This window comes from Paraburkholderia sp. WS6 (assembly GCF_030464835.1).
In the GTDB taxonomy this organism is placed as follows: Bacteria; Pseudomonadota; Gammaproteobacteria; order Burkholderiales; family Burkholderiaceae; genus Paraburkholderia; species Paraburkholderia madseniana.
The window spans coordinates 37,846-64,038 of record NZ_JALQCK010000012.1 but is presented as its reverse complement, the minus strand read 5'-3'; the positions used below and the strand labels follow the sequence as shown (position 1 = coordinate 64,038).

The 26,193-nt window shown below is 61.3% G+C and carries 28 protein-coding genes; 16 read left to right on the top strand and 12 right to left on the bottom strand.

What is annotated here, in order from left to right; genetic code table 11:
* The first annotated feature begins 136 nt into the window (after positions 1-136).
* Entirely contained in the window at positions 137-1,366 is a 1,230-nt protein-coding gene (locus M0D64_RS16650) for an FAD-binding oxidoreductase (RefSeq protein ID WP_266258529.1), read from the top strand.
* Positions 1,367-1,497: 131 nt separating this feature from the next.
* Positions 1,498-2,649, top strand: a complete 1,152-nt coding sequence (locus tag M0D64_RS16645) for a branched-chain amino acid ABC transporter substrate-binding protein (RefSeq protein WP_266258528.1) — start codon at positions 1,498-1,500, stop codon at positions 2,647-2,649.
* Between the two features lie 32 nt (positions 2,650-2,681).
* Here the strand turns inward: M0D64_RS16645 and M0D64_RS16640 are convergent, their stop codons facing one another.
* On the bottom strand, positions 2,682-3,449 hold the full coding sequence (locus tag M0D64_RS16640; protein WP_266258527.1) for a YkgJ family cysteine cluster protein: 768 nt from the start codon (positions 3,447-3,449) through the stop codon (positions 2,682-2,684).
* 274 nt (positions 3,450-3,723) lie between these two features.
* Here M0D64_RS16640 and M0D64_RS16635 point away from each other — a divergent pair, with 274 nt between their 5' ends.
* Complete coding sequence (locus tag M0D64_RS16635; RefSeq protein WP_266258526.1) at positions 3,724-4,347, top strand: HAD family phosphatase; 624 nt, start codon at positions 3,724-3,726, stop codon at positions 4,345-4,347.
* A 30-nt stretch (positions 4,348-4,377) separates the two neighbouring features.
* On the opposite strand, the gene M0D64_RS16630 is transcribed toward M0D64_RS16635, so the two are convergent.
* Positions 4,378-5,283 (bottom strand): LysR family transcriptional regulator, encoded by a 906-nt coding sequence (locus M0D64_RS16630; RefSeq protein WP_266258525.1) that lies wholly within the window; start codon positions 5,281-5,283, stop codon positions 4,378-4,380.
* A 136-nt stretch (positions 5,284-5,419) separates the two neighbouring features.
* Here M0D64_RS16630 and M0D64_RS16625 point away from each other — a divergent pair, with 136 nt between their 5' ends.
* The 5 genes from M0D64_RS16625 (at position 5,420) to M0D64_RS16605 (ending at position 9,890) form a co-directional block, all read left to right on the top strand.
* Positions 5,420-5,755: a helix-turn-helix transcriptional regulator gene (locus M0D64_RS16625; RefSeq protein ID WP_097397296.1), complete on the top strand. Its 336-nt coding sequence runs from the start codon at positions 5,420-5,422 to the stop codon at positions 5,753-5,755.
* The gene (locus M0D64_RS16620; protein WP_266258524.1) at positions 5,752-6,204 is read left to right on the top strand and encodes an SRPBCC domain-containing protein; all 453 of its coding nucleotides are present in this window, start codon (positions 5,752-5,754) and stop codon (positions 6,202-6,204) included. The genes M0D64_RS16625 and M0D64_RS16620 overlap by 4 nt, the downstream gene beginning before the upstream one ends.
* Positions 6,205-6,250: 46 nt before the next feature.
* A complete protein-coding gene (locus M0D64_RS16615) occupies positions 6,251-6,907 on the top strand; it encodes a glutathione S-transferase family protein (protein WP_266258523.1) in 657 nt (218 codons plus the stop codon).
* A gap of 37 nt (positions 6,908-6,944) precedes the next feature.
* The gene (locus M0D64_RS16610) at positions 6,945-7,154 is read left to right on the top strand and encodes a hypothetical protein (protein WP_154560470.1); all 210 of its coding nucleotides are present in this window, start codon (positions 6,945-6,947) and stop codon (positions 7,152-7,154) included.
* 561 nt (positions 7,155-7,715) lie between these two features.
* Positions 7,716-9,890 carry a M1 family metallopeptidase gene (locus M0D64_RS16605; RefSeq protein ID WP_266258522.1) on the top strand — a complete coding sequence of 725 codons (2,175 nt, stop codon included), beginning with the start codon at positions 7,716-7,718 and terminating at the stop codon, positions 9,888-9,890.
* Between the two features lie 168 nt (positions 9,891-10,058).
* On the opposite strand, the gene M0D64_RS16600 is transcribed toward M0D64_RS16605, so the two are convergent.
* Both M0D64_RS16600 and M0D64_RS16595 read right to left on the bottom strand, forming a co-directional pair.
* Positions 10,059-10,793 carry a hypothetical protein gene (locus M0D64_RS16600; RefSeq protein WP_266258618.1) on the bottom strand — a complete coding sequence of 245 codons (735 nt, stop codon included), beginning with the start codon at positions 10,791-10,793 and terminating at the stop codon, positions 10,059-10,061.
* 126 nt (positions 10,794-10,919) lie between these two features.
* A complete protein-coding gene (locus M0D64_RS16595; protein ID WP_154560468.1) occupies positions 10,920-11,111 on the bottom strand; it encodes a hypothetical protein in 192 nt (63 codons plus the stop codon).
* Positions 11,112-11,351: 240 nt separating this feature from the next.
* Between M0D64_RS16595 and M0D64_RS16590 the strand changes: the two genes are divergently transcribed.
* The 3 genes from M0D64_RS16590 to M0D64_RS16580 all read left to right on the top strand — a co-directional run bounded on the left by M0D64_RS16590 (position 11,352) and on the right by M0D64_RS16580 (position 15,031).
* Entirely contained in the window at positions 11,352-12,308 is a 957-nt protein-coding gene (locus tag M0D64_RS16590; protein ID WP_154560467.1) for a metallophosphoesterase, read from the top strand.
* Positions 12,309-12,338: 30 nt separating this feature from the next.
* Positions 12,339-12,683: a cupredoxin family copper-binding protein gene (locus M0D64_RS16585; protein WP_171927107.1), complete on the top strand. Its 345-nt coding sequence runs from the start codon at positions 12,339-12,341 to the stop codon at positions 12,681-12,683.
* Between the two features lie 1,202 nt (positions 12,684-13,885).
* Entirely contained in the window at positions 13,886-15,031 is a 1,146-nt protein-coding gene (locus M0D64_RS16580; protein ID WP_266258521.1) for a GGDEF domain-containing protein, read from the top strand.
* Between the two features lie 9 nt (positions 15,032-15,040).
* Here M0D64_RS16580 and M0D64_RS16575 read toward each other — a convergent pair whose 3' ends face one another.
* From M0D64_RS16575 to M0D64_RS16565, 3 genes are read right to left on the bottom strand one after another with little or no spacing between them, the layout of a single operon-like run.
* Positions 15,041-15,247, bottom strand: coding sequence for a DUF1289 domain-containing protein (locus M0D64_RS16575; protein ID WP_266239265.1), 207 nt, complete (start codon positions 15,245-15,247; stop codon positions 15,041-15,043).
* A 2-nt stretch (positions 15,248-15,249) separates the two neighbouring features.
* Complete coding sequence (gene dmeF / locus M0D64_RS16570; RefSeq protein WP_266258520.1) at positions 15,250-16,326, bottom strand: CDF family Co(II)/Ni(II) efflux transporter DmeF; 1,077 nt, start codon at positions 16,324-16,326, stop codon at positions 15,250-15,252.
* Positions 16,327-16,339: 13 nt separating this feature from the next.
* On the bottom strand, positions 16,340-16,615 hold the full coding sequence (locus M0D64_RS16565) for a metal/formaldehyde-sensitive transcriptional repressor (protein ID WP_154560462.1): 276 nt from the start codon (positions 16,613-16,615) through the stop codon (positions 16,340-16,342).
* A 192-nt stretch (positions 16,616-16,807) separates the two neighbouring features.
* Here M0D64_RS16565 and M0D64_RS16560 point away from each other — a divergent pair, with 192 nt between their 5' ends.
* On the top strand, positions 16,808-17,653 hold the full coding sequence (locus M0D64_RS16560; protein WP_266239267.1) for a phytochelatin synthase family protein: 846 nt from the start codon (positions 16,808-16,810) through the stop codon (positions 17,651-17,653).
* Positions 17,654-17,718: 65 nt separating this feature from the next.
* Here M0D64_RS16560 and M0D64_RS16555 read toward each other — a convergent pair whose 3' ends face one another.
* The 3 genes from M0D64_RS16555 to M0D64_RS16545 form a co-directional block, all read right to left on the bottom strand.
* Positions 17,719-18,366 carry a glutathione S-transferase family protein gene (locus tag M0D64_RS16555; protein WP_266258519.1) on the bottom strand — a complete coding sequence of 216 codons (648 nt, stop codon included), beginning with the start codon at positions 18,364-18,366 and terminating at the stop codon, positions 17,719-17,721.
* Between the two features lie 135 nt (positions 18,367-18,501).
* Positions 18,502-19,974 carry a sodium:solute symporter gene (locus M0D64_RS16550; RefSeq protein WP_266258518.1) on the bottom strand — a complete coding sequence of 491 codons (1,473 nt, stop codon included), beginning with the start codon at positions 19,972-19,974 and terminating at the stop codon, positions 18,502-18,504.
* On the bottom strand, positions 19,971-20,186 hold the full coding sequence (locus M0D64_RS16545) for a DUF3311 domain-containing protein (protein WP_154560458.1): 216 nt from the start codon (positions 20,184-20,186) through the stop codon (positions 19,971-19,973). The genes M0D64_RS16550 and M0D64_RS16545 overlap by 4 nt, the downstream gene beginning before the upstream one ends.
* Before the next feature lie 347 nt (positions 20,187-20,533).
* Between M0D64_RS16545 and M0D64_RS16540 the strand changes: the two genes are divergently transcribed.
* Positions 20,534-21,211 (top strand): MarC family protein, encoded by a 678-nt coding sequence (locus M0D64_RS16540; protein ID WP_154560457.1) that lies wholly within the window; start codon positions 20,534-20,536, stop codon positions 21,209-21,211.
* Positions 21,212-21,297: 86 nt separating this feature from the next.
* Entirely contained in the window at positions 21,298-22,131 is an 834-nt protein-coding gene (locus M0D64_RS16535) for a class II glutamine amidotransferase (RefSeq protein ID WP_266258517.1), read from the top strand.
* Positions 22,132-22,255: 124 nt separating this feature from the next.
* Here the strand turns inward: M0D64_RS16535 and M0D64_RS16530 are convergent, their stop codons facing one another.
* Positions 22,256-23,209, bottom strand: coding sequence for a LysR family transcriptional regulator (locus M0D64_RS16530; RefSeq protein ID WP_171927101.1), 954 nt, complete (start codon positions 23,207-23,209; stop codon positions 22,256-22,258).
* Between the two features lie 100 nt (positions 23,210-23,309).
* Here M0D64_RS16530 and M0D64_RS16525 point away from each other — a divergent pair, with 100 nt between their 5' ends.
* On the top strand, positions 23,310-23,675 hold the full coding sequence (locus tag M0D64_RS16525; protein ID WP_154560454.1) for a nuclear transport factor 2 family protein: 366 nt from the start codon (positions 23,310-23,312) through the stop codon (positions 23,673-23,675).
* Between the two features lie 98 nt (positions 23,676-23,773).
* Positions 23,774-24,403: a glutathione S-transferase family protein gene (locus tag M0D64_RS16520; RefSeq protein WP_266258516.1), complete on the top strand. Its 630-nt coding sequence runs from the start codon at positions 23,774-23,776 to the stop codon at positions 24,401-24,403.
* Positions 24,404-24,419: 16 nt separating this feature from the next.
* On the opposite strand, the gene M0D64_RS16515 is transcribed toward M0D64_RS16520, so the two are convergent.
* Positions 24,420-26,171 (bottom strand): cobalamin biosynthesis protein CobT, encoded by a 1,752-nt coding sequence (locus tag M0D64_RS16515; protein ID WP_266258515.1) that lies wholly within the window; start codon positions 26,169-26,171, stop codon positions 24,420-24,422.
* Positions 26,172-26,193: the final 22 nt, after the last annotated feature.

Sequence of the window (26,193 nt, the reverse complement as noted above, 5' to 3'; positions counted from 1 at the left end):
GCAGGAGTTTCCCGATGAGTTTTCCGCAGTCTCCTCAAGCCTCATCCGCGCCGAAGCCTGGCGCGCTGGCCAGTGAGCGGCATGTCGCGATGCACGCGCTCTTGGGCGACGGCTGCGAAATGCAAGGACGCAAGTGATGCCGGAGATTGCCATCATCGGTGCTGGATTCATCGGCCTCGCGAGCGCTGCGGCGCTGATGCGCGACGGCCATCGAGTCACGCTGTTCGATCCGGCCGGCGTGGGGCAGGGTGCGTCCTTCGGCAACGCGGGGACCTTCGCGCACTATGCGTGCATTCCGGTCAATAACCCGTCCGTGTTTCGCGATCTGCCGCGCTTTCTGTTATCGAACGACAGCCCGTTCAGATTGCGTTGGGGTTACCTGCCGCACCTCGCCCCGTGGCTCGCGCGTTTCATGATGAGCTCGCTGCCGCGGCGCTATGAGGCGAGCGCCACGGCACTCGCCGCGTTGCTCGATCAGGCGCAGGACGGATATGCGCCGCTGCTTGCAGACGCGGAACTGGCGCGTTTCGTCCGGCCCCGCGAATGTCTCTATCTGTACTCGAACGCAGCGTCGTTCGATGCCGCGCGTCCTGCACTCGATCTGCGCCGCCAGTTAGGCGTTGCCTTCGACGTGCTGGGCGGCAGCGACATCCGTGCGCTCGAACCGTCGCTCGCGCCGATATTCGAGCGCGGCGTATTGTTCAGTAACAGTTGGCATTTCTCAAATCCACATGGCTTTCTGCAGACGCTTTATCTGCAGCTTGCCGACCAGGGGCTGACACTGCAGCGCTCGACCGTCGACGCAGTGCAGCCTGCGGCTGACGGCGCGAGCGTGACGATCGAAGGCGCCGCGCGCCGCTTCAGTCACGTTGTGATTGCCACTGGCGCGCGCTCCGCCCAATTCGCCAAACAATGCGGCGACCCGGTTCCGCTCGACACGGAGCGCGGCTATCACGTCCGCTTTCCAGGCGCGCAACAACTGGTTTCGCGACCGGTCGGCTGGGCCGAGCGCGGCTTTTACATGACGCCGATGAGCGACGGCCTGCGCGTCGCCGGCACGGTCGAACTGGCGGGTTTTGGCGACACGCGCAACCGCTCGCTGATCGATCTGTTGACGTTTTCTTCGAAACGCGCGTTACCCGCGCTCGATAAGCCGGATAGCAGTTGGCTCGGGTTTCGTCCGACGTTGCCGGACGGTGTGCCGGTGCTCGGACGCTCGCGTGTGAGTGAACGGGTGATCTACGCATTCGGCCATCAGCATCTCGGACTGACGTTAGCGGGGGTGAGCGGGCGCATCGTCGCCGATCTGATCGCGCAGCGCGCGCCGCCGCTCGATCTCGCGCCTTACTCGGCCACGCGCTTTTGACTTTCGTAGAGGTTTTGACCGCACCGATTTTCTTGTTTCACGACTAGCACCGCAGGACGGATTCGACGCGTCGCGCATCGGATCGGCCAACCTACACATCGCGCGACGTTACATCTCGCAAGGAGCGCATCATGAATCGCCGCAATTGGCTGTTGAGTGCCACAGTTTGTGCACTCGTCACGTATCTACCGTCTGCGTGGGCGGCCGATCCTGAAGTCGTCAAGATCGGTTTCGTCGGACCGTTGATCGGACCGGTTGCACGGGTCGGCAAGGATCTGCAGTATGGCGCGCAATTAGCGCTCGATGAAGAGAACGCGAAACATCCGGTGATCGGCGGAAAACCGGTCAAATTCGTGCTCGATGTGCAGGACGATCAGGCGGACCCGCGCGTGGCGATTCAGGTCGCGCAGAAACTGGTCGACGACGGCGTAGTCGGCGTGATCGGTCACTACAACTCGGGGTGTAGCATTCCGGCGTCGACGGTCTATCACCAGGCGAACATTGCGATGATTACGCCGGGCTCGACCAATCCGCAACTCACCAAGCAAGGCTACAAGAATGTGTTCCGCACCATGGGGCATGACGGCATCGGCGGTGTCGTAGCCGGGCATTTCGTGGTGGAGCAGATGAAGGCGAAGCGCATCGGCATCATCGACGACCGTACGGCATTCGGGCAAGGGCTAGCGGATGCGTTCGAAAAGGGCGCTAAGGAAGCGAATGGCAATATCGTCGATCGTGAGTTCACGAATGACAAGGCCGTGGATTTTCGCGCCATTCTGACGACGCTCAAGAGCAAGAACGTCGATCTGATTTTCTTCGGCGGTCTGGATGAACAGGGCGCGATGCTGGTCAAGCAGATGCGCTCGCTGGGCATGCAAGCGCAACTGTTCGGCGCGGGTGCGCTGAAGAGCAATGCGTTCCTGCAGATCGCCGGCACGGCAGGTGACGGTACTCAGGATCTCGAGCCGGGTCCGGCGCTCGACAAGCTGCCTGCCGCGCAGGAGTTCGGCAAGCGCTACAAGGCGCGTTTCAATCAGGATGTCGAACTGTACGCACCGTTTGCGTACGACGCCGCGCTCGCCATGATCAAGGCGATTCACGAGGCCGACTCGCTCGATCGCGCGAAGATCGTCGACAGCCTGTCGAAAGTGAAGGTTGCCGGTGTGACCGGCAATATCACCTTTGACCCGTATGGCGATCTTATCAAGCCGCCGTACACGCTGTTTCAGGTCCAGCAAGGACAATGGAAGAGCATCAAGACAGTGGGCGGCAGCGGAGCATAGTTCTCTGCCAGAAGCTGCCGGCGGTTCTACGGTTATGAGGGCGGGAAAAATCCGTGATACCGGGAATTGCCGGCAGCGGTGGGTTCAGCGAGGTGACCGGTGGCGCCCACCGACAGAAGCGTTTCCAGGGTTCCCGCCCGATTCGACACAAATGTCCACTGCGCGGCTGCGTCTTGCGATTCCGGCGTCGCGTGAACATGGCGCAGGGCAGTCAGCAGCGCCTCGCTATCCGGCGAAATCATGACAAAGCCTTCGTTCGCGAGCGCGGCATGGTTCAGTCCCAGTTCGAGGCATACCTGCATGCGCAGCGGCGCCTCGAGCTGATTCGCGCGACGCGACTGCTCGACGCGTTCGACGGTCGTAGCATCGACAAGGATTCCGTGTCTTTGCAGCGGCGTCTTCTGCCACGCATCTGAAGGACACGCCTTGTTTTCCGGTGCCAGCACGACGAAAGGATTGATTTCAGCGGGATAGATCCGGCACACCAGCGGCCTTTGTTCATAGATGCCGCAGCGCATGTCGGCGCCCAGATTGGGGCAGGCTCCATCGAACGCCGCGGCGAGAACGATCGAGATACGGACAGGCAGGCTTCCGCTCATTGCAGGCGAAGAACGCGCCCGTTTGTACTCAGCTTGCGCATTGCCCGGCTCGGGCTCGACGGGCCACGGTATGGCCTCGCAGATGAGTTCCGTGTGGCCGCCGCGCTCCAGCCAGGTGATAGCCTCGGCAATCGTCAGTGCCAGGCGCAAATCGTGGCAGCATTTGCCGCATGCAGTGCATTCGAAATTGATGTCGTTCACGCTAAATTCCTCGTTGCAAGAGTCTACGCGGGTCTTAGTCGAGGCGGAGGAAAGATTCTGACTGTGAATCCGATAAATTTTTGCTGTGGACTTGCCGCGCTGCCCAAGGTCTCTGCCTGGCGGCGGTTTGCGCCTGTACGCTTGATCTCTTTTCGTTCATGCGGCGCATGGCGTCGCCGGCCAGCCGAGGCACAATAGAAACCGATCGTCGTCCGATGGCCTACAGTCGGATGGCAGGTTCATTTCTAGAAGCTTTCGATGCGAGGCCGACAGCATGACTGCATCCATCACGCTGGTCCTGTTCGACATGGAGGGCGTCCTGTCCCACTACGACCGTTCGGCGCGGGTCGATCGTCTGGCGGCAATTTCCGGGCAGACGCCTGAGGCTGTACGGCACGCGATCTGGGGTTCCGGGCTCGAAGCTCGTGCCGACGCGGGGCAGATCAGCGACGGCGACTATCTGGCCGCGCTCGGCGAACTGCTGAATTATCCCGTCAGTCGGGAAGACTGGCTGAGCGCGCGCCACGCATCGATCACGCCGAATAAAGAAGTGCTTGCGCTTGCCGAACGCGTTGCCGAACATCGCCGGATCGCCGTGCTCACCAACAACTGCCGTTTGCTCACCGACCATATCGGCTTTCTGAATCCACCCGTCGCGCAACTGTTCGGTCCGCACGTCTATGCGTCCGCCGCGTTCGGCGCAGCGAAGCCGGCCGCTCAAACCTATCTTCGCTGCGTGGAGCAACTCGGTGTTCCAGCGGCCGAAACGCTCTTCGTCGACGATACGGATGCCAACGTGGCCGGCGCACGCGACGCCGGTCTGCAGGGATACAAGTTTGTCAGTGCAGAAGCGTTGTCGGCGGAGCTGGAGCGTTGCGGATTGATCGAGCGGACGTAACGCGGGCGCGATGCACGGTTAAGCGTGCGGCTAACCGTTGAGGTCCGGATTATTCTGCGCGAGTTCGTGAACCCACTCGCTAAATACCCGCACGCACATGCTCAGGCGACGATGCGGATACAGCAAGGAAAGAGGCAGAGGCGGGCATGGGTAGGCGCACAGGATTTCGCGCAACGCGTCGGCCTGGATCGCCTTTGCGACCATGAAGCGCGGAACCTGAATCATCCCCAATCCTTCGATTGCGGACATCACATACACCAGTCCTTCGTTGACCGCGAGTATGCCGTCCAGTGGTTTTCTGACCCGCGCTCCGTCCACTTCAACCTCTAATGGATAGGTACGCCCCGTGCGCGCGGAAAAGTAATTGACGGCCCGATGGCGGTCGAGGTCGTCGGGCGTGGCGGGTTCGCCCATCTGCTCGAGATACGCCGGCGCGGCGCAGATGCTCATGCGGACATTGCCGATCGGTCGCGCGACGAGATTCGAATCGTCGAGAACGCCGATCCTGATCACGCAATCGACGCCTTCCTGCATGAGATCGACGTTGCGGTCGCCCAGTCCCAGCTTCACGGTGATGTCCGGGAAGCGCGCATAGAAATCGCGCATGGCGGGCAGCAGCACGTTAGCGGCAAAAGTGGCGGACGTGTCCACCCGAATCGTGCCGCGCGGGTTCAACCGCTTGTTCGACAACGCGGACTCGGCGTCGGAGACCTCGGCCAGAATGCGCGTGCAGTATTCATAGTAGAGCGCGCCGTCGTCGGTGACCTGCACGCTGCGCGTGGTGCGATTCAGCAGGCGTACCCCCAGATGGCTCTCCAGATTCTGCACGAGCGTCGACACCGACGCGCGCGGCATCTCCAGCGAATCGGCCGCCTTCGAAAAGCTCGATGCATCGACGACACGCTTGAACACTGCCATCGCTTGAAGAAGGTCCATACCGGCTTGTCCTCTCGAATGTGACCGATCCGCAGTCTAGAACGGACTGGCGACGGGCCGCAAACAGGAGTGCGCGCGCCGTGGCTCGCTCACAAAAAATCTTGACACCGTTCGTTCACTGCCTATAGTTCACCATATGGCAAAGTCTCCAGTCAGTCAACTCGATCGTACGTTTTCCGCCCTCGTGGACCCGACACGCCGGGCCATCCTCGCTCGCCTTGAGCGGGAGCCCGGCCTGTCGATTACGGAAATCGCGCGGCCACTGCCGCTCAAGCTTCCGGCGGTCATGAAGCACCTCGACGTGCTGAGCGACGCGGGTCTGGTGGCGCGTACCAAGAACGGACGGACCGTTTCGGTCGATCTGGTCGCAGGGCCGATGGAGGAGGCGATGGCATGGTTGAGGCGCTATGAGCGCTTCTGGTCCGCGAGCCTCGACCGGCTTGCCGATTTTGTGGAGGGACACGAGGAATGACCCAGGAAAAGCCGAGCCTGACTATCGTGCGGCGCATCAAAGCCCCGCCAGCCCGAGTTTATGCAGCGTGGACGAGACCCGAACTGATGGCGCGCTGGTGGGGGCCTGACGCGGGGCCAGTGCTCAGCGCCGAAGCCGATCCGCGCGTGGGCGGCCAATTTCGCGTGGTGTTCCAGACACTGGACGGCAAAACGCACGACTGCCGCGGCGAATACCTGGAAGTCGAAACAGATCGCAAGCTCGTCTTCACGTGGGAATGGGTTACCACCCCTGAGTGGCGCTCGCTCGTCACCATCAGGCTGCGCCCCATTGAAGACGGCACCGAACTCACGCTCACGCATGCGCAGTTCTTCGACGAGGCCGAACGCGACGCTCATCAGACCGGCTGGAGCACTGCATTGGACAAGCTCGACGCATTCATGGCGCAACTGGAAGACGAAGGCGACTGACGCTGACGCGCATCGGAAACGAACTCAACTCATACCGAGGTTGAATATGAAGCTCTATTACGCTGAAACACTGGCTCCACGGAAAACCTGTGCAGTAGCGAAATATTTAGGCTTGCCGATTGACTATGCCTTGGTCGATCTGACGAAGGGCGAGCAGAGCAAGCCGGGCTATCTGGCGATCAATCCGAATGGCAAGGTGCCGTGCCTCGTCGACGGCGAGCGAATCATCTGGGAAGCGGACGCGATCATCAGCCATTTCGCGCAGCGTGCGGAGTCCGACCTCTGGCCGCGTGATGACCGGCAGATCGATGTTCTGCGCTGGTTCAGCTGGAACAGCCACCATTTTTATCCGCACGCCGGCGCGCTTTACTTCGAGTCCATCATCAAGCCGATGTTTGCACTCGGCGGACCCGACTCGTCGAAAGTCGCTGAAGAGCAGGGCATGTTTCGCAAGTCTGCCCGCGTGCTCAACCAGCAACTCAAAGGTCGCAAATGGCTGCTCGGAGACGGCCTGAGCGTCGCGGATTTTTCCGTTGCCATCGCGCTGCCTTATGCGAAAAAAGCCGCCATGCCGCTCGCTGAGTTTCCGGAAATACAGCGCTGGCACGATCAGCTGAACACCATCGAAGCATGGCGCAATCCGTTTCCGGTGCGCTCGGAGACTTCCGGCACTTCCGCTGCGAACGCTGCGCTCCACGCCTGAAGGCACGACTATGTGCTGCGCGATCGTTGCAGTCGCCATGACTTTGCTCGCCAGTTGGCGTAGCGTGTCGGGCACGCTGATCGGCCGTGCCGGGCGTCTGCGCCGAATCGCGATCGTGTTGATTGCGATCGGCGCTGCTGCCGGCTCCGCGTTGGCGGCCGATCAATTCGCCGATGTCCGCGGCGGACAGTCGTCGTTCTATGCGCGCCTAAGTGCGATGCCGATTTGCGGCCACTTCATTCGTTAATGGTTTATTTTCTTTCGTGGACTCAACAGCTAGTTAATTTTAAAAACATTGGCTGTCGCCACGTCTAATAGCACACTCCGCACTGCAATAAAATAAAGTTTCTCGTAGAAATGTGCGCGTATCCCGCCTTTAGAGTATTAACTCTGCCGATTACTTCATCCATTCGATTTGCATACGTAGTGCACTCATTCAGGAAAGATTATGAAAGGAAGTTGACACGAGAACGTTTGCCAATCTAGGCTACGCACTGTCGCTAAAAACTGATCCTGTTTCTATCCACCTACCCGGAGACGCAGGTAAGCCGCCGCTTTGCCCGTCAGTCAGGCGATCGCATGAAACTGCACAAAAAACGGCTTACGTCGTCGCTCTGAAAGTATTGTAATAATTAGGAGGCGTAATTCGAAAATCGGCCACAAGTGCTGAGGCAGTAACACGTCCATATATTCTCGCTAGCAATCCGGCGCTAGTGCGGGAGACCTTTTTTGCTGAAAGAACAGAGAAACACAGCTTAAGCACTCATCGCACTTTCTTTATGCCGATTTTGTCAGTCGAGGATTAACTATGCGTATAAATTTCCGATTGCAGATACAGTGCCTGGCGTTAGCCGGAATAATGGTCCTGGCGGGCTGCGGCGGTTCAGACAGCTCGTCGACGCTCTCGAGCAAGTCCGCCCAGGCGCCGGCCGCCGCCTCCGAGGTGGCGCTTGCGCCGCCCACTGCGCCGATCGTTGCGGACGCATCGATCAACAAGAGCGTGCCGCCGGTCGAATTGCCCGATACGGTCACACCGATCAACTACAAGCTGTGGTTCCGGCCGAACCCGGCGCTCTCTTCATTCGACGGCCGCGCGGACGTCCAGATCAAGGTGCTGAAGGCCGTCAACGCGATCACGATTGCCGGGCATCGCGTCAAGTTCACGAACGGCACGATCACGCTGCAGCCAGGCAACATCCAACTGATCGCCACGCCGCAGGATGACGGCGATTTCTACCAGCTCCGGCCCGTGAGCGGGCAGATCGCCGCCGGCAACTACTCGCTGCACATGGAGTGGAGCGGCATCATCAACTTCAAGACCTACGACGATCCGGTCGCCAAAACCGGCGGCAGTTGCGGCAACGATCCCTATCCGGGTTGCTCCGCGGCGGAGGGCGTGTTCCGCGTCGACCTGAAGTCGACCGATGGCACGACGAGCGGCGCGATTCTCACGCAAGGCGAATCGGACCTCGCGCGGCAATGGTTCCCGGGTTGGGACGAACCGGCTTTCCGGCCCACCTACGAGGTGAGTGCGGAAGTCCCGCAGAACTGGAACGTCGTCTCGAACGCGGCGGAAAAGCCGGCCGTGAATGTGGACAGCGGCTACAAACTGGTGTCGTTCGAAAAGACGCCGCCGATGCCTTCGTATCTGCTCTTCTTCGGTGGTGGCCAGTTCGACATTCTCGAAGACGACTTCTCGAGCCCGCTGCCTGACCATAAGGGTCTCCATCTGCGCATCTTCACGCCGCCCGGCATGCGCGACTGGGCGAAACCGGCCATGCAGCAGACCAAGCAGGCGCTCGATTACTACTATCGCTATACCGGCATTCCGTTGCCGCTCACCAAGTTCGACACGATCGCCGCAAACGACGCGTTCAAGGAGCAGAAGGATCTGAACTTCGGCGGGATGGAGAACTGGGGCGCGATTCTCGAATTCGCCGACGATATTCTGCCGGCGCCTGGCACCACCATGTCCGACTATGGCGTGACGGTTTTGACGCATGAAGCCGCGCATCAGTGGTTCGGCGATCTGGTCACGCTCGACTGGTGGGACGACGTGTGGCTGAACGAATCGTTCGCGACGTTCTTCGAGAACAAGACCAAGGTGCGTTTCTTCCCGGACCGCTTCAGTTGGGTCGACGACGTGAAGAACAAGTATGCGGTCATCAACGCCGATCTGAAATCCACTTCGTTCCCGGTGCAGCCGAACTTCAACGGCTGGGCCTCGAACGACTTCGTGCTGAGCGCGAGCGCCTTTACGTACGACAAGGGCGGCCATGTGCTGAAGATGCTGGAGAATTATCTCGGCGAGGACGTGTTGCGCAAAGGGCTGCAGTCGTATCTGGCCGACTATGCGCTCGGCAACGGCACGCCGAAGCGGTTGTGGGACGAACTGGCCAAGGCAAGCGGCGAGCCGATGGTCGCGATCGGTGACAGTTTCGTGCGGCAAACCGGCGTGCCTTTGCTTTCGCTCGACACCCAGTGCGATCTGACGACCAATCAGACCGTGGTCACGCTGAAGCAGTCGCCATTCCCGAACCAGAACCAGTACCCCGGCACGCAATGGACCATTCCGTTGACGCTCGCCTACGGCGACGGACTGACATCGCGCAAGACGATTGCGATGAAGGACACGCAAATGCAGGTGCGCCTTAACGGCTGTTCCGCGGTGCTCGCGGATCCGAGCGGTCTCGACTACTACGTGACGAACTACAGCAACAACGCGTGGAGTCAGTTGCTGGCGCAGGGGAACGCGCTGAAGGATCCGGTTTTGCTGACCAGTCTGCAACTCGAGGCCAAGCTGCTGGTGAAGAATGGTCTGGCGGATCCGTCGCGGGCAACCAGTATTGGCTCGCTCAGCCCGACGGCTACGCCGCTGGCGCGTCAGTTGCTGATGACCGCGCCGACCACACAGTCGCTGCGTCCGACGATCCGCTATCAGGGCAAGTTCAAGCTGAAGCCGCAAGCGCAGCAAGGGCAATAAGCCCGGAAAGCCCGTAGCTGTATGGGCCGTAGTAAAAGGCAGGGCCGTGGCCCGCATCCTCATGCGATGCGGGCCACGGCACGTCTGCTGCATCGAGCGAGCGCAGCGTTTTCTACCATGCTCTGACATCTGCATCCGCTTGGATAAGCGGTCGAATGCTCGTGTCGCTCATGCCGAACTCGGTCGGCGCTCCAGCCAATTCCGCAACAGACCCGCTAGAAGCGCGCTGACGATCACGGCAAGGTAAAGCGAAACGAGACTGTGACGCCACGTATCGAGTGCAAGCTGGTGCATCAGCAGTTTCGAATCAGGCGCAGGGAGAACAACATGCATTGCCACGACGGCTTGCTTCATCCGCAGAAAACCCACGGCGGATAGCAATGGCAAACCAACGAGCAGGGCCAGCAGGGCGGGCCTTGCTCGTTGCATCGCCGGATAGTGACGCAATCGAAACCACACGCCGAGGCAGCCATGAATCCAGCCTGGCGCGAGCAGCGCAAGTTGCAGACCCTGCGTGCCGCTCGTGATCAGCGATATCACGATCCGCTCGTAGTTCGGCTCGAAGCCATACAACGACGTCGCGAGGCGCGTTGCTACCGCATGCCGGATGAGCAGCAGGGGCAGGCTGAGTCCGGCCCACAACCGGATCCATTCTTCGGGCGGGAGCGCCCAGTGACGACGCCCGTAAATCGTGCGCACAGCCAACGCGAAATGGAGCATGGCCGCACCGTACAGCAGGATCGTGCCGGGCATGCTATGCCAGATCCACAGGGCGAACGTGAGTCCGCGCCCGGCAAGATCGAGTGACCAGATGCCGAGCGCGTGATTGACCAGGTGCAAAAACAGATAAATAAGCAGCACCACGCCCGATCCAAGTTGCAGGCGGCGCAGAACGGGCAACAATTCCGGGCGCACATTATTCTCCTTTCAATTTGTATGCTTCGGAAAGCGGCATGGGAGGCCGTAGTCGAACCGCGTCGAGCATGCGGCCGCGCCGGCCGTCTCGAGTTCCTCCGCCCCTCACGCCCCTCACGCCCTGCGAGTGGGGGCGGCGGTGCGCTTCCGATGTCCGCTCGGTTGCACCGTACCCTGGCGCACCGCTTCGGCAAATCGCTGCAGCGCGGATAGCGAGCCGCACACGCTCTGGTATTCCTCCCGGCCAATCCTGCCGTCGAGGATGACCGCCATGCCCGAGGCACGGGCCATATCGATGATGTCCATTTTTGCTACTCCTTTCAGGTGCTCTCACCTGCATGACCGCCGCCGCGGCGCGGCTATTCCCATTTCCCCTTTGTTCAGGTGCCGCACATGTAAGCCTGTGCGGCTGGATTCATCAGTTGGCACAAATTTTCTTTTTCCTGGAATAAAACCGTCGGCACGCCAGTCTTCCTGATGAACCGAGTCGTGTGGCCCGCCGGATGATCCCGCGGTTTGCCTGCGAATCCCTATCGTGAGGTCAACATGTCGTCACATCATTCATCCGATCCTGCATTCAACCCGTCACGCCGTGGTGCCCTGAAATGTCTCGCTTTCGGCGGCGTAGGCACGGTGTTCGTTCTTGCCGGCGGCATACTCACACCGGTGGAACTGGCCCTCGCGGCCGACGCGAAATCATCCGCGACGTCCATGGGCGTGCCCCTTTTCCTGCAGATCAGCGATTCGCATATCGGCTTCAACAAAGAAGCCAACCCGGACGTCGCGGGCACGCTCAAACAGACGATCGACTACGTCAACGCCATGCCGGTCAAGCCCGCGCTGACCATCCACACGGGCGACATCACGCATCTTTCCAAGCCGGCGGAGTTCGATCTCGCGGCGCAGTTGATGTCGGGTCTGAATATCACGGAACTCCACACCGTGCCCGGCGAGCATGACGTGACGGACGGCCCCGGAACCGAATACTTCAGCCGGTTCGGCAAGGCGTCGGACAACAAAGGCTATTACAGCTTCGACCACAACGGCGTGCACTTCGTCGGACTCGTCAACGTGATGCATTTCAAGCCTAACGGCCTGGGTGGTCTCGGCGACGACCAACTCGCCTGGCTCGAAAATGACCTGAAGGGCCGCTCGTCCAGTACGCCGATCGTCGTCTTTGCCCACATGCCGATGTGGACGATCTACGAACCGTGGGGGTGGGGCACGGGCGATGCCGGTCAGGCCATGAGCTATCTGAAGCGCTTCGGCTCGGTGACCGTGTTGAACGGCCATATTCATCAGATCGTGTCGAAGGTCGAAGGCAATATCACTTTCCATACCGCCCGCTCGACAGCCTATCCGCAGCCGACCGCCGGCAACGGTCCCGGCCCCGGGCCGCTTACGGTAGCAAGCGATCAGCTCCCCAAGATGCTAGGGGTGACCAGCATCAAGATCGTGGGTCATCCGCGCAAGGCGACGCTTGCCGATACGACACTCGTTTGATTCCAGAATTTTTTTCGCAGGAGATCACTTATGCAAAACAATGCTATTCGCCGCGCGTTCTTTGTACTGCTCGGGAGCACAACGCTCATCGCGGCATCGGCCGGACTTTCCGTTGCGCGAGCGGAAACGCCCAGCGCCGTGGTGATCAAGAACTTCATGTTTTCGCCGATGGCGCTGACGGTCAAAGCCGGCTCGACGGTGACGTGGAAAAATCTCGACGGCGAGCCGCATACGGTCGTGAACGATGCGGGCATGTTCCGCTCCGCCGCGCTCGATCAGAACGACTCGTTCCAGTTCAAGTTCGATAAGCCGGGCGTCTACAAGGTGTTTTGCGGCATCCACCCGAATATGAAAGAAACGATCACCGTGCAATAGGTGACGGATCGGGTGTGGGGCGTCCTGCGCCCCACTAGGCATGCATGGAGTTTTAAGCCGTCGCTGCCGATAAGCACGCTCCAGATTGGCGTGTTTATTGCCTGACGCAGAGCTGCCGTGCATGTCCCCATCACTGGCTCCACCCTCACGTGGAAGCGTCCTGCAAGCGCTCGCGGCCCAGCCCGTGGATAGGCGCGGCGTTGAATTTTTTACCTGTCTCATCGACGCAAAGCGGACTCGCAAAGCGCGCGTTTAAAGCGCAGCATTACCGTGTTGTCGCTACCCGGCGAGCGGGATAAATTCTTCCACCAACAACGCCAGATCGACCCCGCTGAATCGTATTAACAATGTCTGCCGACGTGTCAGACATGTGAGGATTCCGGAGAGTATTGCGATGTTCAACGATACCGAATTTTCAAAATCTGCCGTAGAGAGTCCGGATACTGGCTTCGATGCTGGCGCTGAGCCGGCGGCTGCGGCACCGCCTGTGCGATTTGGACGTCTTGTCCTGTGTGTCGCGACGGCAAGCGCGCTGGCTTTTGGCGTAGTGGGTACGGTCGCGTACGGTGTCTGGTTCAACCACGATCAACAAGCGTATGCCGACGCCATGGCGCGCGCGCGCCAGGCGCTCGGCACGGCTGCATCAGCCGCTGCAGGGCCGGCGTTGGCGAAATCGATTGCACCGCCACGATCGGCCACTTTCGCGGCAACGCCGCGATCGGCGACGGCGGCAGCGGCAGCGGAGGGGACAGCGGGCGGTATGCAAGCACCCTCAGTAAAAGCGGTGACAACGGGAGCGCAGGTAACAGCAGTTGCGTCGGCGACGACGGGCACGCAGGCAACAGTAAATCCACCGGCAACAGCACGAATGCAGGCAGCAGCGGCAGCGCCGGACGGAGAAGAAGGCGGAAAACTGGCCTCCTGGTCTGGTCCAGTGACGCGACTCCCGGCGCATACGGTTAGCCAAACCGGCGGGGCCGACGCAACAACCGCCGGTTTGGCCGCGTCTTCCACGCCTGCCGCTCAACGCGCGGCACCCCCATCCAACTCTGCTCCGCAGCAGTTGGCGTCCGGCCGGCCAGGTAGAAACGCGCGCCTCGCGCAGCAGGATCGTCGCGCTGCTTCGGCGGCAAATGCCAAGCACAAAGACAGTCTGTTCGCCCGGATGGGTTCGTTCTTTCGTCGCGTAAGTTACCGGCAGCATGACAATGGAAGCCGGCAAGACATCTATTCCCATCCCTGAGCGGGCGCGTCCCCCTCGCGCCGCTCGTGGGCGCGCTCTCGCGATCCGCTTCAGGCCGGGCCCGGCTGCGATCGCCGCCACCGCGCTGGTTTGTCTGCTGATCGGCCTTCTGTACCTGGCGCTGCAAATCCGGACGATCTTTTCCGATCAGTTGAAGCAGGAATACGCGGGGCTCGTTCTCGAAGCGGTCGAACGGGCGGAAAGCGCCCGGAATCTGGTCGGCGTCTGGCAGCAACTGCCCGACGCCACGGATGCCAGTGCCGCCGGGTATCGGCACGCGCGTACCGAACTTGCCCATCGCCTCGCGTTGCTCGCGGCGCTTGTGAATGCGAGCCCGTCGGCGGCACCGCGTCTGCCGCCAGCTTCGCTCACACCCGACGCCGATCTGCGCGACACCGACGCCGTGCTCGGTACCGTGTCGGCCTGGTGGCGGGCGCAGCGCGATGCCGACAGCGCCGATGTGCGCGTGCGGATTGCCCATGTCGCACGCACGCTGATCGCGTCGGCGGCCTTGCTGTTCTGCATGCTGATCACCGCGCTGGGGATGTATGCCAAACGGAATCGTCTGCTGGCAGGACAGTCGCACGAATTCGAATGGGCGGCGCTGCACGACGCGATGACCGGCTTGCCGAACCGGCGCAAGCTGTTTGCCACGCTCGAAACGGCGGCGACGAAAGTGCCCGCGCGCACCGGGCCGCGCAAGATTGCCTTGCTGTATATCGATCTGGATGGATTCAAGCAGGTCAATGACTCGCTCGGTCACCGCGTCGGCGATGAGTTTCTGATCGCGGTTTCGAAACGTTTTCGCGAGTCGGTGCGTAAAGTCGATGTCGTCGCCCGGATCGGCGGCGACGAATTCGCCGTTCTGGTCCGTGAATTTTCAACGAATGCGGAGCTCGGCGAAATCGCCCGGCGGCTCATCGCCTGCGTGGTTCAGACGGACGAGGAGATGGGGGTCGGGCTGGTTCGCGCCAGCATCGGCATCGCCAGTTTTCCGGATCTCGTCGGCGATTACCGTCGCCTCGTGGCTGCGGCCGACGAGGCGATGTACCGGGTCAAGCGCAGTGGCAAGAACAGTTATGCGTTCGCTGATCCGGCGAACTGACAGGCGTCTCTAAGACGTTTGCGTCTCCGGCGTCTCCGGTACCTCCGGTTTTACCTTGGCCTTGCGGCGCGAGGCGTCATTGATAACCTGATGGCGCCGGTAGTCGGTCATGTTTTTCCACTCGCGAATCTCGTCCCGGGTGCGCAGGCATCCGATGCAGAAGCCTGTTTTGCCGTCGATTTTGCAAATGTCGATGCAGGGTGATTGAATTGCCATCTTCAGGCGATCTGTTCCGTTGGGTTGACTTCGACAGTGACGTGCGACAGTCCGTTAAAGCGTTTCAGCAACGCATGATAGAAACGCGAGTCATGGCGCGTTTCCCGGGTCGCGACGGATATTACCGCACTCATATGACCGGGGCCTACGCGCCAGACGTGCAGGTCGAGCACCTTGTCGCCGTTATCTTCGATGGCGTGGCGCACGTTTTCCGTCATGCGCTGGTCGGGGTTGATATCGAGCAGAATCGCACCCGTGTCGCGCATCAGTCCGTATGACCAGTTTGCAATCACCAGCGCGCCGATGATGCCGGCGAGCGGGTCCATCCAGAGCCAGCCGAATTCACGCGCGAGAACGAGGCCGATGATGGCCAGTACCGAGACCGCGGCATCCGCGATCACGTGAATGTAGGCCGAGCGGATGTTGTGATCCCGTTGGGCCGCGCTTTCGGCATCGCGATGGGCCGCGTGAGCGTGATTGTCGTGAGCGTCGTGGGCGTGACCCTCTGCGTGATCGTGATCCTCGTGCGCGTGATCCTCGTGCCCGTGAGCGTGTTCTTCATGCTCGTCACCATGATGTCTGTGCCCATGACCATGCCCATGGCTGTGTCCGTGATGATCGCCACGCAGCAGCCACACGCTTGCCAGATTTACCAGCAGACCGGCCACTGCAATCGGAATCGCTTCACTGAAATGGATGGGTACCGGCGAGAGAAAGCGCGACACAGCTTCGTAACCGATCAGCAGCGCAATCATGGCCAGCGCAATAGCGCTCGTGAATCCCGCGAGGTCGCCCAGCTTGCCAGTACCGAATACAAAGCGTGAGTCGCTCGCGTGCTTGCGCGCGTACGTATAAGCGAGCGCCGCGATCAGCATCGCCCCCGCGTGCGTCGACATATGCAGGCCATCCGCCACGAGCGCCAACGAACCGAACAGGCTGCCGCCGACGATTTCGGCAACCATCATCACGGTACACAAAGCGATCACCGCCCATGTTCTGCGTTCGTTCTTTTCATGGGCGGCGCCCAGAAAAATATGATCGTGTCCCGCGCCTAAGGCGGCGTTTCTAAAGTCACTCATGTCCTGCTCCGGTTTACTTGAAATAGCTGTGAACAACTTCGATGAGTTGTTCGGTGGCGCTGCCGACGGGGTCCTCGTCAGTATGTGCATCCACCAGGTGATTTCTGATGTGGTCCTCGAGCACGACCGCCAACAGACCATTCATTGCGCCGCGGCAACTGGTGATCTGCTGGAGAACGTCGGCGCAGCCGCGCTCGTCTTCGAGTGCGCGTTCTATGGCCTCGATCTGCCCCTTGATGCGGCGAACGCGGTTGAGAAGCTTCTGTTTTTCCCGAATCGTGTGGCCCATGAATGCTCCCTAAAATACCCTAGGGGGGTATATATTATCAGATCGAACGGACGCGGTTCAGTTCGCCGGCTTCCGGGCCGCACATTCACACGCCGAGCTGTTTCGTGTTAAAAAATCGGGGTTCGCCGATGCGGGATGAAATGCGTCGGCTTGGCCGAAGTCGTTCCCAAGTCATCCGCAGCGGAAGGGTTAATGTCCAGATATTCGTTGATGCGCGCCATGCAGCGCGTAAGCCGGCCTGAGTGGATTGTTGTTGTGCTGACGGCGACACTGGCGGCATGCGCGTCGCTGCCACCGGCTGCAAATCAAGCCACGGATCAAACCTCGCATCAAGATACGCATCAAGCCCCCGCATCGGGCACGGCGCGCGCAGCCGACGGGCCGCTGCCCGTTCCACCGAACCTGATCGCGCTGACGCAGCCAGTTGGCCAGAAGCGCTTGATGGCCAACGCCAATAACCAGTCGTACTGGCCGCTTTCGCAGTACTTCGAAACGCAGCGCAACGAAGCCTACTGTTCGGTCGCGACTTCGGTGATGGCGCTCAATGCATTGGGCATTCGCCGTCCCGAGTCGACGCAGTACCCGGATTTCCCATTCTTCTCGCAAGAGGATTTTTTTCGCAGCGTCGATCCGCAGGTGGCCAACGCCGCGCGAGTATCGAAGGAGGGCATGACGCTCGACCAGCTCAGCACGGTCCTAAGCGCATTTCCTGTCGAGGTGAGGAGCTTCCATGCCGGCGACCTGACGCTCGGTCAGTTTCGCGATCTGATTCGTGACACGACGGGCCATAGCGACCGCTTTGCGTTATTGAACTTCAGGCGGGTGGAGATAGGCGAAGCAGGGGGCGGCCATTGGTCGCCACTTGCCGCATACGACGCGGCGAGCGACAGCGCGTTGCTTCTCGATGTGGCGCGCTACAAGTATCCGGCCGTCTGGGTACCGGTCACGCAACTGTATGCAGGGGCGCAAGCGGTCGACAACGTGAGCGGACTTTCACGCGGCATCGTGATCGTCGGCACGCGCGCGAACTCGAACTAACTGACGTTGTTCACAACCAGGCGGTCACGCCAACCGCCGACGAGCGAAAATTAGTTGCGCGCGCATCAATCATCCTGGTTGCGCCATTCGGTAAGCCCCTCTCGCGCATTCAATTCAATGAACGAGGGCAGAGCCCGCAGCCCGCGGATATAGCGCGTGAGATGCGGCCAGCCGAGCGCGGGGCGTGGCATGTTGCGTGTCCAGCGCATCAGCATGACGGCGAGGAAATCGGCCGTGCTGAGCTTGCCGCCGACCAGATAGTCACGTCCGTCGGCGAGATCGGCGTTAAGGCGGTCACAGGCTTCTTCGATGCGTCGCCGCGCGAGTGCTTGAACCGCTTCGGCGCCCGCCGGATCGCCGTCGACGTCCGCGTAAAACCAGTCGCGCATGGCGGGCAGCAGCGTGTTGGCCAGATAGATCATCAGTTCCAGCCACGCGGCCCGGTCGGCGGAACCCGGAGCCGGCGCGAGGGCGGCTTCAGGATGCCGCTCGGCGAGCAGCATCAGCAACGCGGCCGACTCGTGGCGCGGCGTTCCGTCGACCACCAGCGTGGGAACACGGCCCGAGGGATTCAGCCGCAGATAGTCAGGGTTTCGCTGATTGCCGGCGTCGATGTCGACAAGATGGACATCGAACGGGATGCCCATTTCAATCATCATCCAGTGAACGGCCATGCTTGCCGCGCCCGGCGAGTAGTAAAGACGATAGTCCATTCATCCGCTCCGCATACTCATTCGATTCGATCGACTTCAATTCGGGCGAAGTCTAGCGCGATTCGCGAAAAAAGGGGTTGGCGCCTTAAGCGACCAACCCCTTCAACCGCTATGCAGAAAGATGCGAAGAAACGCTCAATGCACCGGCGCGTGAGTCTGCTCGACCGACCGCGGCTGCGTCACAGCGCTCACCACGGCAAAAACAATCACGTTCACGGCCAACGCCAGGAAGCCGATATTGACGTCCTTCAACGCGTCAGGCAAAAACGGCATCAACTGCCCGATACTCAGATGCATGGTCGTCGTCAGCGTGACGACCGCGACGCCCGCAAGAATCCCGCAAAACGCGCCGTACTTGGTCGCCCGGTTGTGCGGCAGCAAACTGCAGATCACCGCCGGAAACAGTTGGGTCACGAAGCTGTAGCCCATCAGCAGCAACGCCACGATCGTCTCGCCGCCATGCAGCGTAAAACCCACCGCCACCAGCGCCACCACCGGCACCAGGAAGCGTGCGAGCTTGGCCACCGTCGCGTCCGACGCCTTGCGGCTCACCATGCCGCGATACACGTCGTTGGCGAGCAGCGTGGACGCCGATGTCAGGATCATCGAGCCCGGCACCAGCGCCGTCAGAATCCCGGCCGCGCCGATTACGCCGACGAACCACGGGTCAAAAGTCTGCAACGACAAACGGAACAGCGACAGGTCTATGTCGCCACCCTTCAGGCCCGGCACCTTCAGCGTCGCCGCAAAGCCCACGAAGAACACGAACAGCAGAATCAACTGGTACAGCGGCAGCACCATCGCGTTGCGCCGGAAAATGCGCTCGTCCTTCGCCGTAAAAATCGAGCCGAACGTGTGCGGCCACATGAAGAAGCCCAGCGCGGTCAGGAGCACGGTCGACTGGAACCAGGTCACGCTCGAACCCTTCGCCGGGAAGGTCAGGAAGCCCGGGCGCGCGGCGTCGATGGCGTGGAACATCTCGCCGAAGCCGCCGTAGTAGTGCAACGGCAGATAGGTGCCGAGGAACAGCACGATCGCCAGAATCAGCGTATCTTTCACCACCGAATTCCACGCGGAGCCGCGCACGCCGGAGATGGTCACGTAAGACGTCACCACCGCGGCGCCGATCCAGATGGCGGCCGTCGACGAAATCGCGCCATACGAGGCAGTCGCCACGATGATGCCGAGGCCCTTGAGTTGCAGCACGAGGTACGGAATGAGCGCGGCCACGCCGACCAGCGCAACCAGTGTGCCGAGCGCCGGGCTGTCGTACTTGCGCGAGAAGAAGTGCGGCTGCGAGACGAGATGGTGATTCTTCGCGTAGCGCCAGATGGGCGGCAGCATCCAGTACGAGAGGATGTACGCCAGCGTGCCGTAGGCAAGAATGTAGTAGACCGGCGCGCCTTTGCCATAAGCAAAACCACTGCCGCCGAGGAACGTGAAGGTAGTGTAGATTTCGCCCGCCATCAGCAGGAACACGAACGCAGTGCCGAAACTGCGGCCCCCCACGGTCCACTGTTCGAGACTCATGTCGTGGCCGCGCCGCGCGCGCACGCCCAGGTACAGCGCAAACAGCGTAATGGCTGCAATGATGACGAGTGCGCTCATGATCGGACCTCCTCGGCATCAGTTGCAAGCTGCCGGTTGCTCGGGTCCAGACGGTAGATGATCGCCATGATGATCGAACTGAGCACCACCCACATGACGATCCAGGCCAGCACGAACGGCATGCCGAGCACCAGCGGCTCGACACGATTCACAAACGGGACGCCGAGCAGAATGCCGATGAACGGCAGCGCGGCGAGTACACGAAGCAACATGGGGGCAGCTCCTCGAACCGGTAAGTACGTCTCGTTGAAAGTGCGGCTTCGCTGGGGACTGTATGCCTGATGCTTCGGTTACGTAAAGTAAGTCAAAAAAGTGTAGGCTTTCCGAAAGTTGTGCGCGCATCTTTCGGCGCTCGTCTGCTGCGGTGCAGCGCCGCGCGCTGTGTGCATCGCCCCGTTTTTTGCCAATCTGCGTTCCGCGCCGCGATATCATCTGACCCACGCAACGCGAGCATCAATCTGGACCGCCCGAAGGCGTCCGGCACTTCAACCTGGCGTGGCGCGCCGGTGGGCAGTCAGTCGATCAGTCCGCCCGCGCCGCTGCCCGAAACGGATCGCATATGGTCGAAAGTCTGATCTCGGACATCCTCTTTGGCTTTACCGGGCTGATCAGCATCATCAACCCAATCGGCATGGCGTTCGTCTTTCTCGACCGGACAGCATCGCTCACCACGGAAGACCGCACGGCGCTCGCCAAGAAAATCGCCTTCAACGTTATGTGCGTGTTGCTTGTCGCCTTCTTTGTCGGCACCCCGATTCTTCATTTCTTCGGCATCTCCATGGAGGCATTGCGCATCGGCGGGGGCCTCGCGGTCGCCGTCGGCGGCTGGCAGATGCTCAACGCGCCCGACACGCAGCCGGCCGAGCAGCCGGCGGTCAAGCGTGTGGACGCGGATAACGCCACGTCGAAAGCGTTCTTCCCGCTCACCATTCCACTCACCACCGGGCCGGGTTCGATCGCCACCGCGGTCGCGCTGACCGCGAACCGCACGCATAAACTCTCGGCGTTCGTGCTGTCGAGCATCGCGTCGGTGGTGATCACGCTTCTGGTGGCGGCCACCGTGTATCTGATCTACAGCCGGGCGGTGGTGTTCGCCAAGTATCTCGGCGTGGACGGCACCAAGGTTGCGATGCGCGTCTCGTCGTTCCTGCTGCTGTGCATCGGCGTGCAGATTATCCTGACCGGTTTTTCGGAGTTCCTGATACCGATCGCCCAGATGCAACCCGTGGTCAAATAGCGATTGGCGGCACGCGCGCCTGGTCGAGGCTCGCGCGTGGTTCGTCAGACATCTCGTCGCATTTCGTCGCAACCGGAGGAGAACTCATGTGCCGCTGGCTCGCTTATACCGGTAACGCGCTGCAACCCGAAACGGTGCTGTTCAACGCCAAACACTCCCTGATCGACCAGAGCCTGCATTCGCGGCTCGGCCAGACCACCACGAACGGCGACGGCTTCGGCATCGGCTGGTACGGTCATCCCACCGACATCCCGTTTCGCTACCGCTGCATCCAGCCTGCCTGGAGCGACCGCAATCTGCGCGAGGCCGCGCGAGCGATCCGCGCGCCGCTGTTCGTCGCGCACATCCGTGCGGCCACCGGCACGCCATCGCAGGAAACCAACTGTCATCCGTTCCGTTACGGGCGGTGGCTCTTCATGCATAACGGGCTGGTGCGTAACTTTCCGTTGGTACGCCGCGATCTGATGCTGGCGATCGACCCCGAGTTGTTCCCGTCAATCGAAGGTTCGACGGATTCCGAGGTGTTGTTTTTGCTGGCGCTGACTTTCGGCCTCGAACTCGCGCCGGTTACCGCGCTCGAGCGGATGGTCGGTTTTGTCGAGGACGTCGGGCGCAAGCACGGTGTCGATGAGCCGCTGAACATGACCGTATGCGCCACTGACGGCGAGCAGATCGTCGCGGTTCGCTATTCGAGCGAAGGGCAGTCGCGCTCGCTCTTTCACAGCACCTCGTTCCGGCATCTGCACGATCTGTATCCGGACGACCCGCGCATCGCGACGGCGGGCGAAGACGCGTTCCTCGTGTTGTCTGAGCCACTGTCGGATTTGCCTGGCTGGTGGGAGGAGATTCCGGAGAGCACGGCCGTGGTCGCGCGGGGCGGAGAGATCGATCAGTATCCGTTCAAGCCGCAACTAGCGTAGGCGCGCTTTGATGCGCTGGTGTCGGGAGTTGGAAGTTCGTTCAACTAATATGGGCCGCCTCGTCGTGTGCACGACCCACGGCGCAACGGGTGTCGACTGAGAGCGAGCGCGAGCAACTCACGGCTTACTTCCTGCGTTGCTTCGGTGGCTTCCACGCCATCATTGCTTCGGCGCTCCATTGCGCGACAGTTAGCCTGGCAATGAGGAAGTCTGCCAACGCGCCCACCTTGGCGGGACGGGCGCGGGCCGTCGGCGTCACGAAGTAGAGACCGCCCTCAGGCAGGCGCCAGTCGGTGAGTATCGGTTCAAGCTGCTTGTCGCGGAAATACTGTGTGGCGACGAACTCAGGGAGTTCGGTGATCGCGAAGCCTTCGAGGGCTGTGGGCAGAAGCGCCTCGACGCTCGTCCCGCGCAGCGGACCCGTAGGGGTAACAGAGCATTCCTCGCCGGCCTCATTCGTGAATCGCCAAACGTCACGCCTGGATCTGTTCGCATAGGTGAGGCATTGGTGGGCTCTCAAATCCTCAGGGTGCTGCGGCCGGCCGTATCGGGCGAGGTAGCCCGGAGACGCAACGACAAAGCGGCGCACCGGCACGATAAGGCGCGCAACGAGGGACGAGTCTTCCAGGATCGCGATCCGAAGCGCGGCGTCAAAGCCATCTCCGATCAGGTCGGCGTGGGCATCGGTTAAGTGAAGATCGACAGCGATTTCAGGGTAGGTTCGGAAAAACTCTGGCAGAAGGGGCGCGACCCAGCGGGCACCGAAGGAAAGGGGCGCGGCAAGCTTGACGAGCCCTCGCGGCCGGCTGGAGGTTTCACGGGCGAAGTTCTCCGCGTCCTCGGCGTCAGCGTAGATCCTGGATGCGCGCTCAGCCATCATGTGACCGTAGTCGGTCAAGGCAAGGCGACGAGATGTTCGATTGAACAGGGTGCCGCCCAGGCGCTCTTCCAGCCGGGTGACCGCCCGCGAAACGGTGGCCACGGATACCCCCATTGCTCTCGCTGCGCCCGCGAATGATCGCTCCTCGGCAACCTTGGCGAACATCGCGATCCCTTCGAAGTCCGGTAGTTTTGACATCGACAATCCTGCAACGATTGATTTCAAACATTTCTATTTCGCATTATCGCGCTTCGCCGCAAGATTGTCTCTCCGAAAGAATGAACCAAGGAGAATAGCTATGTCTGACCGAACTCATGAACTGCTCCACCGCAACCTTCAAGAGGTATTCGGCGAAGGGGACCCAATCCGACGTCGCGCCGCGATCAAAGAGCTGTACACCGACGACTGTGCGCTCTACGTTCCGCCGGGCATCTTCCTCGGCCATGACGCACTCGACAAGTTTGCGGGGGAGCTGCGCGCGACGCACCCTCACTTCGTCTACACGCCTGTTGGCGAGCCACAGACTCTGCACAACGCCGGGCGTCTCGCATGGAGTTCAGGCGCGCCCGGCGAAGCGCCGGACTACACCGGCATCGACGTGATCATCGTTCGTGACGGCAAGATTGCAGCACTCTACGTCTTCCTCGACGCTCTTCCGACCTAACCCTGGCAACGCTCACGTGGTGTTTGATCGCGACGCAGCGAGGGTTGCGCTCAACGGGTGGCATGCCAGGAAACAATTCAAATCAAAGGAACTTTCAAATGGTCAAAGTACATGCGTACGCAACGCCAAACAGCGTCAAGGTACCGATCGCCCTCGAAGAAATGGGCGTCCCCTATGAACTCGTGCCGGTCAACCTGCGCAAGGGTGAACAGAAGTCGGATGCCTTCAAGGCCATGAACGCAAATGCCAAGGTCCCTGTCCTGGTGGATCAAGCTATCCTGGGTGGAGCTGACATTGCGCTGAGCGAGTCGGCCGCCATACTGGTCTATCTCGCCGAGGCGACTGGAAAATTGCTTCCCAAGGCAGGCGTCGAGCGCGCCCTGGTATTCGAACAACTATTCTTTCATGCCTCCGGGCTGAGCCCAGCGTTCCTGCAGGCCTTCCTGGTGAAGCTCCAGGCATCTGCGGCACCGGAAGCAGCAGCGCGGGCGCTGGCCGAGGTCAACCGCACGTTGGGTGTACTTGAACGTGCGCTGGAGCGGGGCAAGTTCGTTGCCGGTCGCGAGTTCTCGATCGCGGATATCGCGCACTTTGGCTGGATCTGGCGGCACGAGTCGGTCGGCGCGAGCCTTGAGCAGACGCCAAATGTCGCTCGGTGGTTTTCGGATGTCTCTGCGAGGCCTGCGGTGATCACCGCCATTTCGAAGACCATGGCACTCGCTCAGTAACTTCTAACTCGCGACACTAGCGCGTCAGCAGCATCGAACTCAACACCGAGAACACCGTCGACGGCAATTCGGCAAGGCGGCTCACCACCACATTGTGTGGATAGAAGTCCTCGACCGCATCGGTCAGCACGCCGATTCCCAGCAGTTCGATGCCGCGCTTCTGGATCGCCGCGACGCGTTCGCGCAGATCGTGGCGCAGTACCTGCGGGTCACCGTCGCCGGTCGACGGATAGCCGTCGGAGAACACGATCAGGATGCGTCGCTCGGCCTGATGATCCGCGAGCCGCGTCGCGGCCCAAGCGAGCGCCTCGCCGTCAGGATTTTCGTGGCCGCAATCGATCGTGGCGATCCCGCTCAGATCCGTCGCACCAAAGCGTTTGTAAACTTTCAGATCGAGTCGCTCGACAAAGCGGTTATAGCGCTGCAAATCCGCGCCGGCCGCCAGTTGTCGCTCATACAGTTGCTTCATCGGCGCGGACTCGAGCGAGCAATAGCCAAGCACTTCGCAGTCGAACGACAACTGCGTCAGCGCATCGCACAGCGCGGTCGCGCACAGGCGCGCGAGCTCGATCTTGCGCCCGGCCATCGAACCGCTGCGATCGATCAGCAAGGTCACCGCGACGTCGCGCCCTTTGGCTGCCCGCTGCGTGCGAAACGGCGTGCGGTAACCGGGCGAGGTCGCCAGTTTGGCGAGCGAGGTGCGGTCGATCTCTCCGCGTTCCTGTTCGCGACGCCAACGGATGCGTTCGTCGGCGCTCAGCGCACGCTCCAGTTTCTCCTTGAGCGGCGCGGTGTCCGCTCGGGCTTGCGCGCGAAGCTCGCGCCATGTCGCGCTGTCGCCTTGACCGGTGACGTCGGTGATCTCGTCGAATTCGGTGGCGAGCGGAATCGAGAGCCGCGTGCGAGCGGCGTCTGAAAGCGTACCGGCTTCTCCATCGGAACGGGCCGACGCTTGCTGTGCATCGGCTAGCGATTGCCCCATGCCCACCGCATTTTCCGCTTGCGCGCCACCGCTTTTATCTGACGGCGGTGAGGCTGCATTGTCCTGGTCGGGGAGGGCCGTGTCGTCATCGTCGAGTGGCGCCGAGGAAGACGCGGCGGTTTCCGTGTCGATGTCTTCAACCGGATCCGCGGTGAACACCATGCTGTTGACATCGCCCGCCGACAAAGCCCGCACGCGCGCCACCAGGGCCTGCGCTGCCGCGATGCTATGCGCGGTCGAACGGCTTCTGCGCGACTCGTCCAGCAGATCCTGGGCGGCGTGCAGCGCGGCCAGCAGGGAATGGCTCGCTTCGGTCCGGGTCGGTTGCTCGTCCCACAGCGCGCGCTCCACCAGCCAGACCAGCCGGTCGCGCCAATGCAGCTTCGGCCAGCGTTGCCGCGCCTGCTCAGCGGCATGCGCTCGCAGTTTACCGATGAACCAGCGTGCGCCCGGATACTCGTCGAGCAGTTGCGAAGAAACGCGGCGATCCTCGATCACCTGCGCGAGATTCGCCGCCACGCCCGGCGGCAGCGCGTCCATCTGTGCGAGTGACGAATGTTTGGCGCGTGCCACCAGCAGATCCAGATAGCCGATCAGCACGTCGCGCTCGACGCCGCCGCTCAACTCGTAATCGGGAATCACGATGCGGCCGGGCTCCACGCGGGGCCCATCCGGACTGAAGGCGACCGTCACGCCGTATTGCCCGGTCAGCACGCGCGCCACTTTGCTGAGCGTCGATTCAAACGCGAAGCCTCGCGTGTCGCGCATTGCGTGCATGGCGTTCATGGCGCGTGTCGTGGTCACTGAC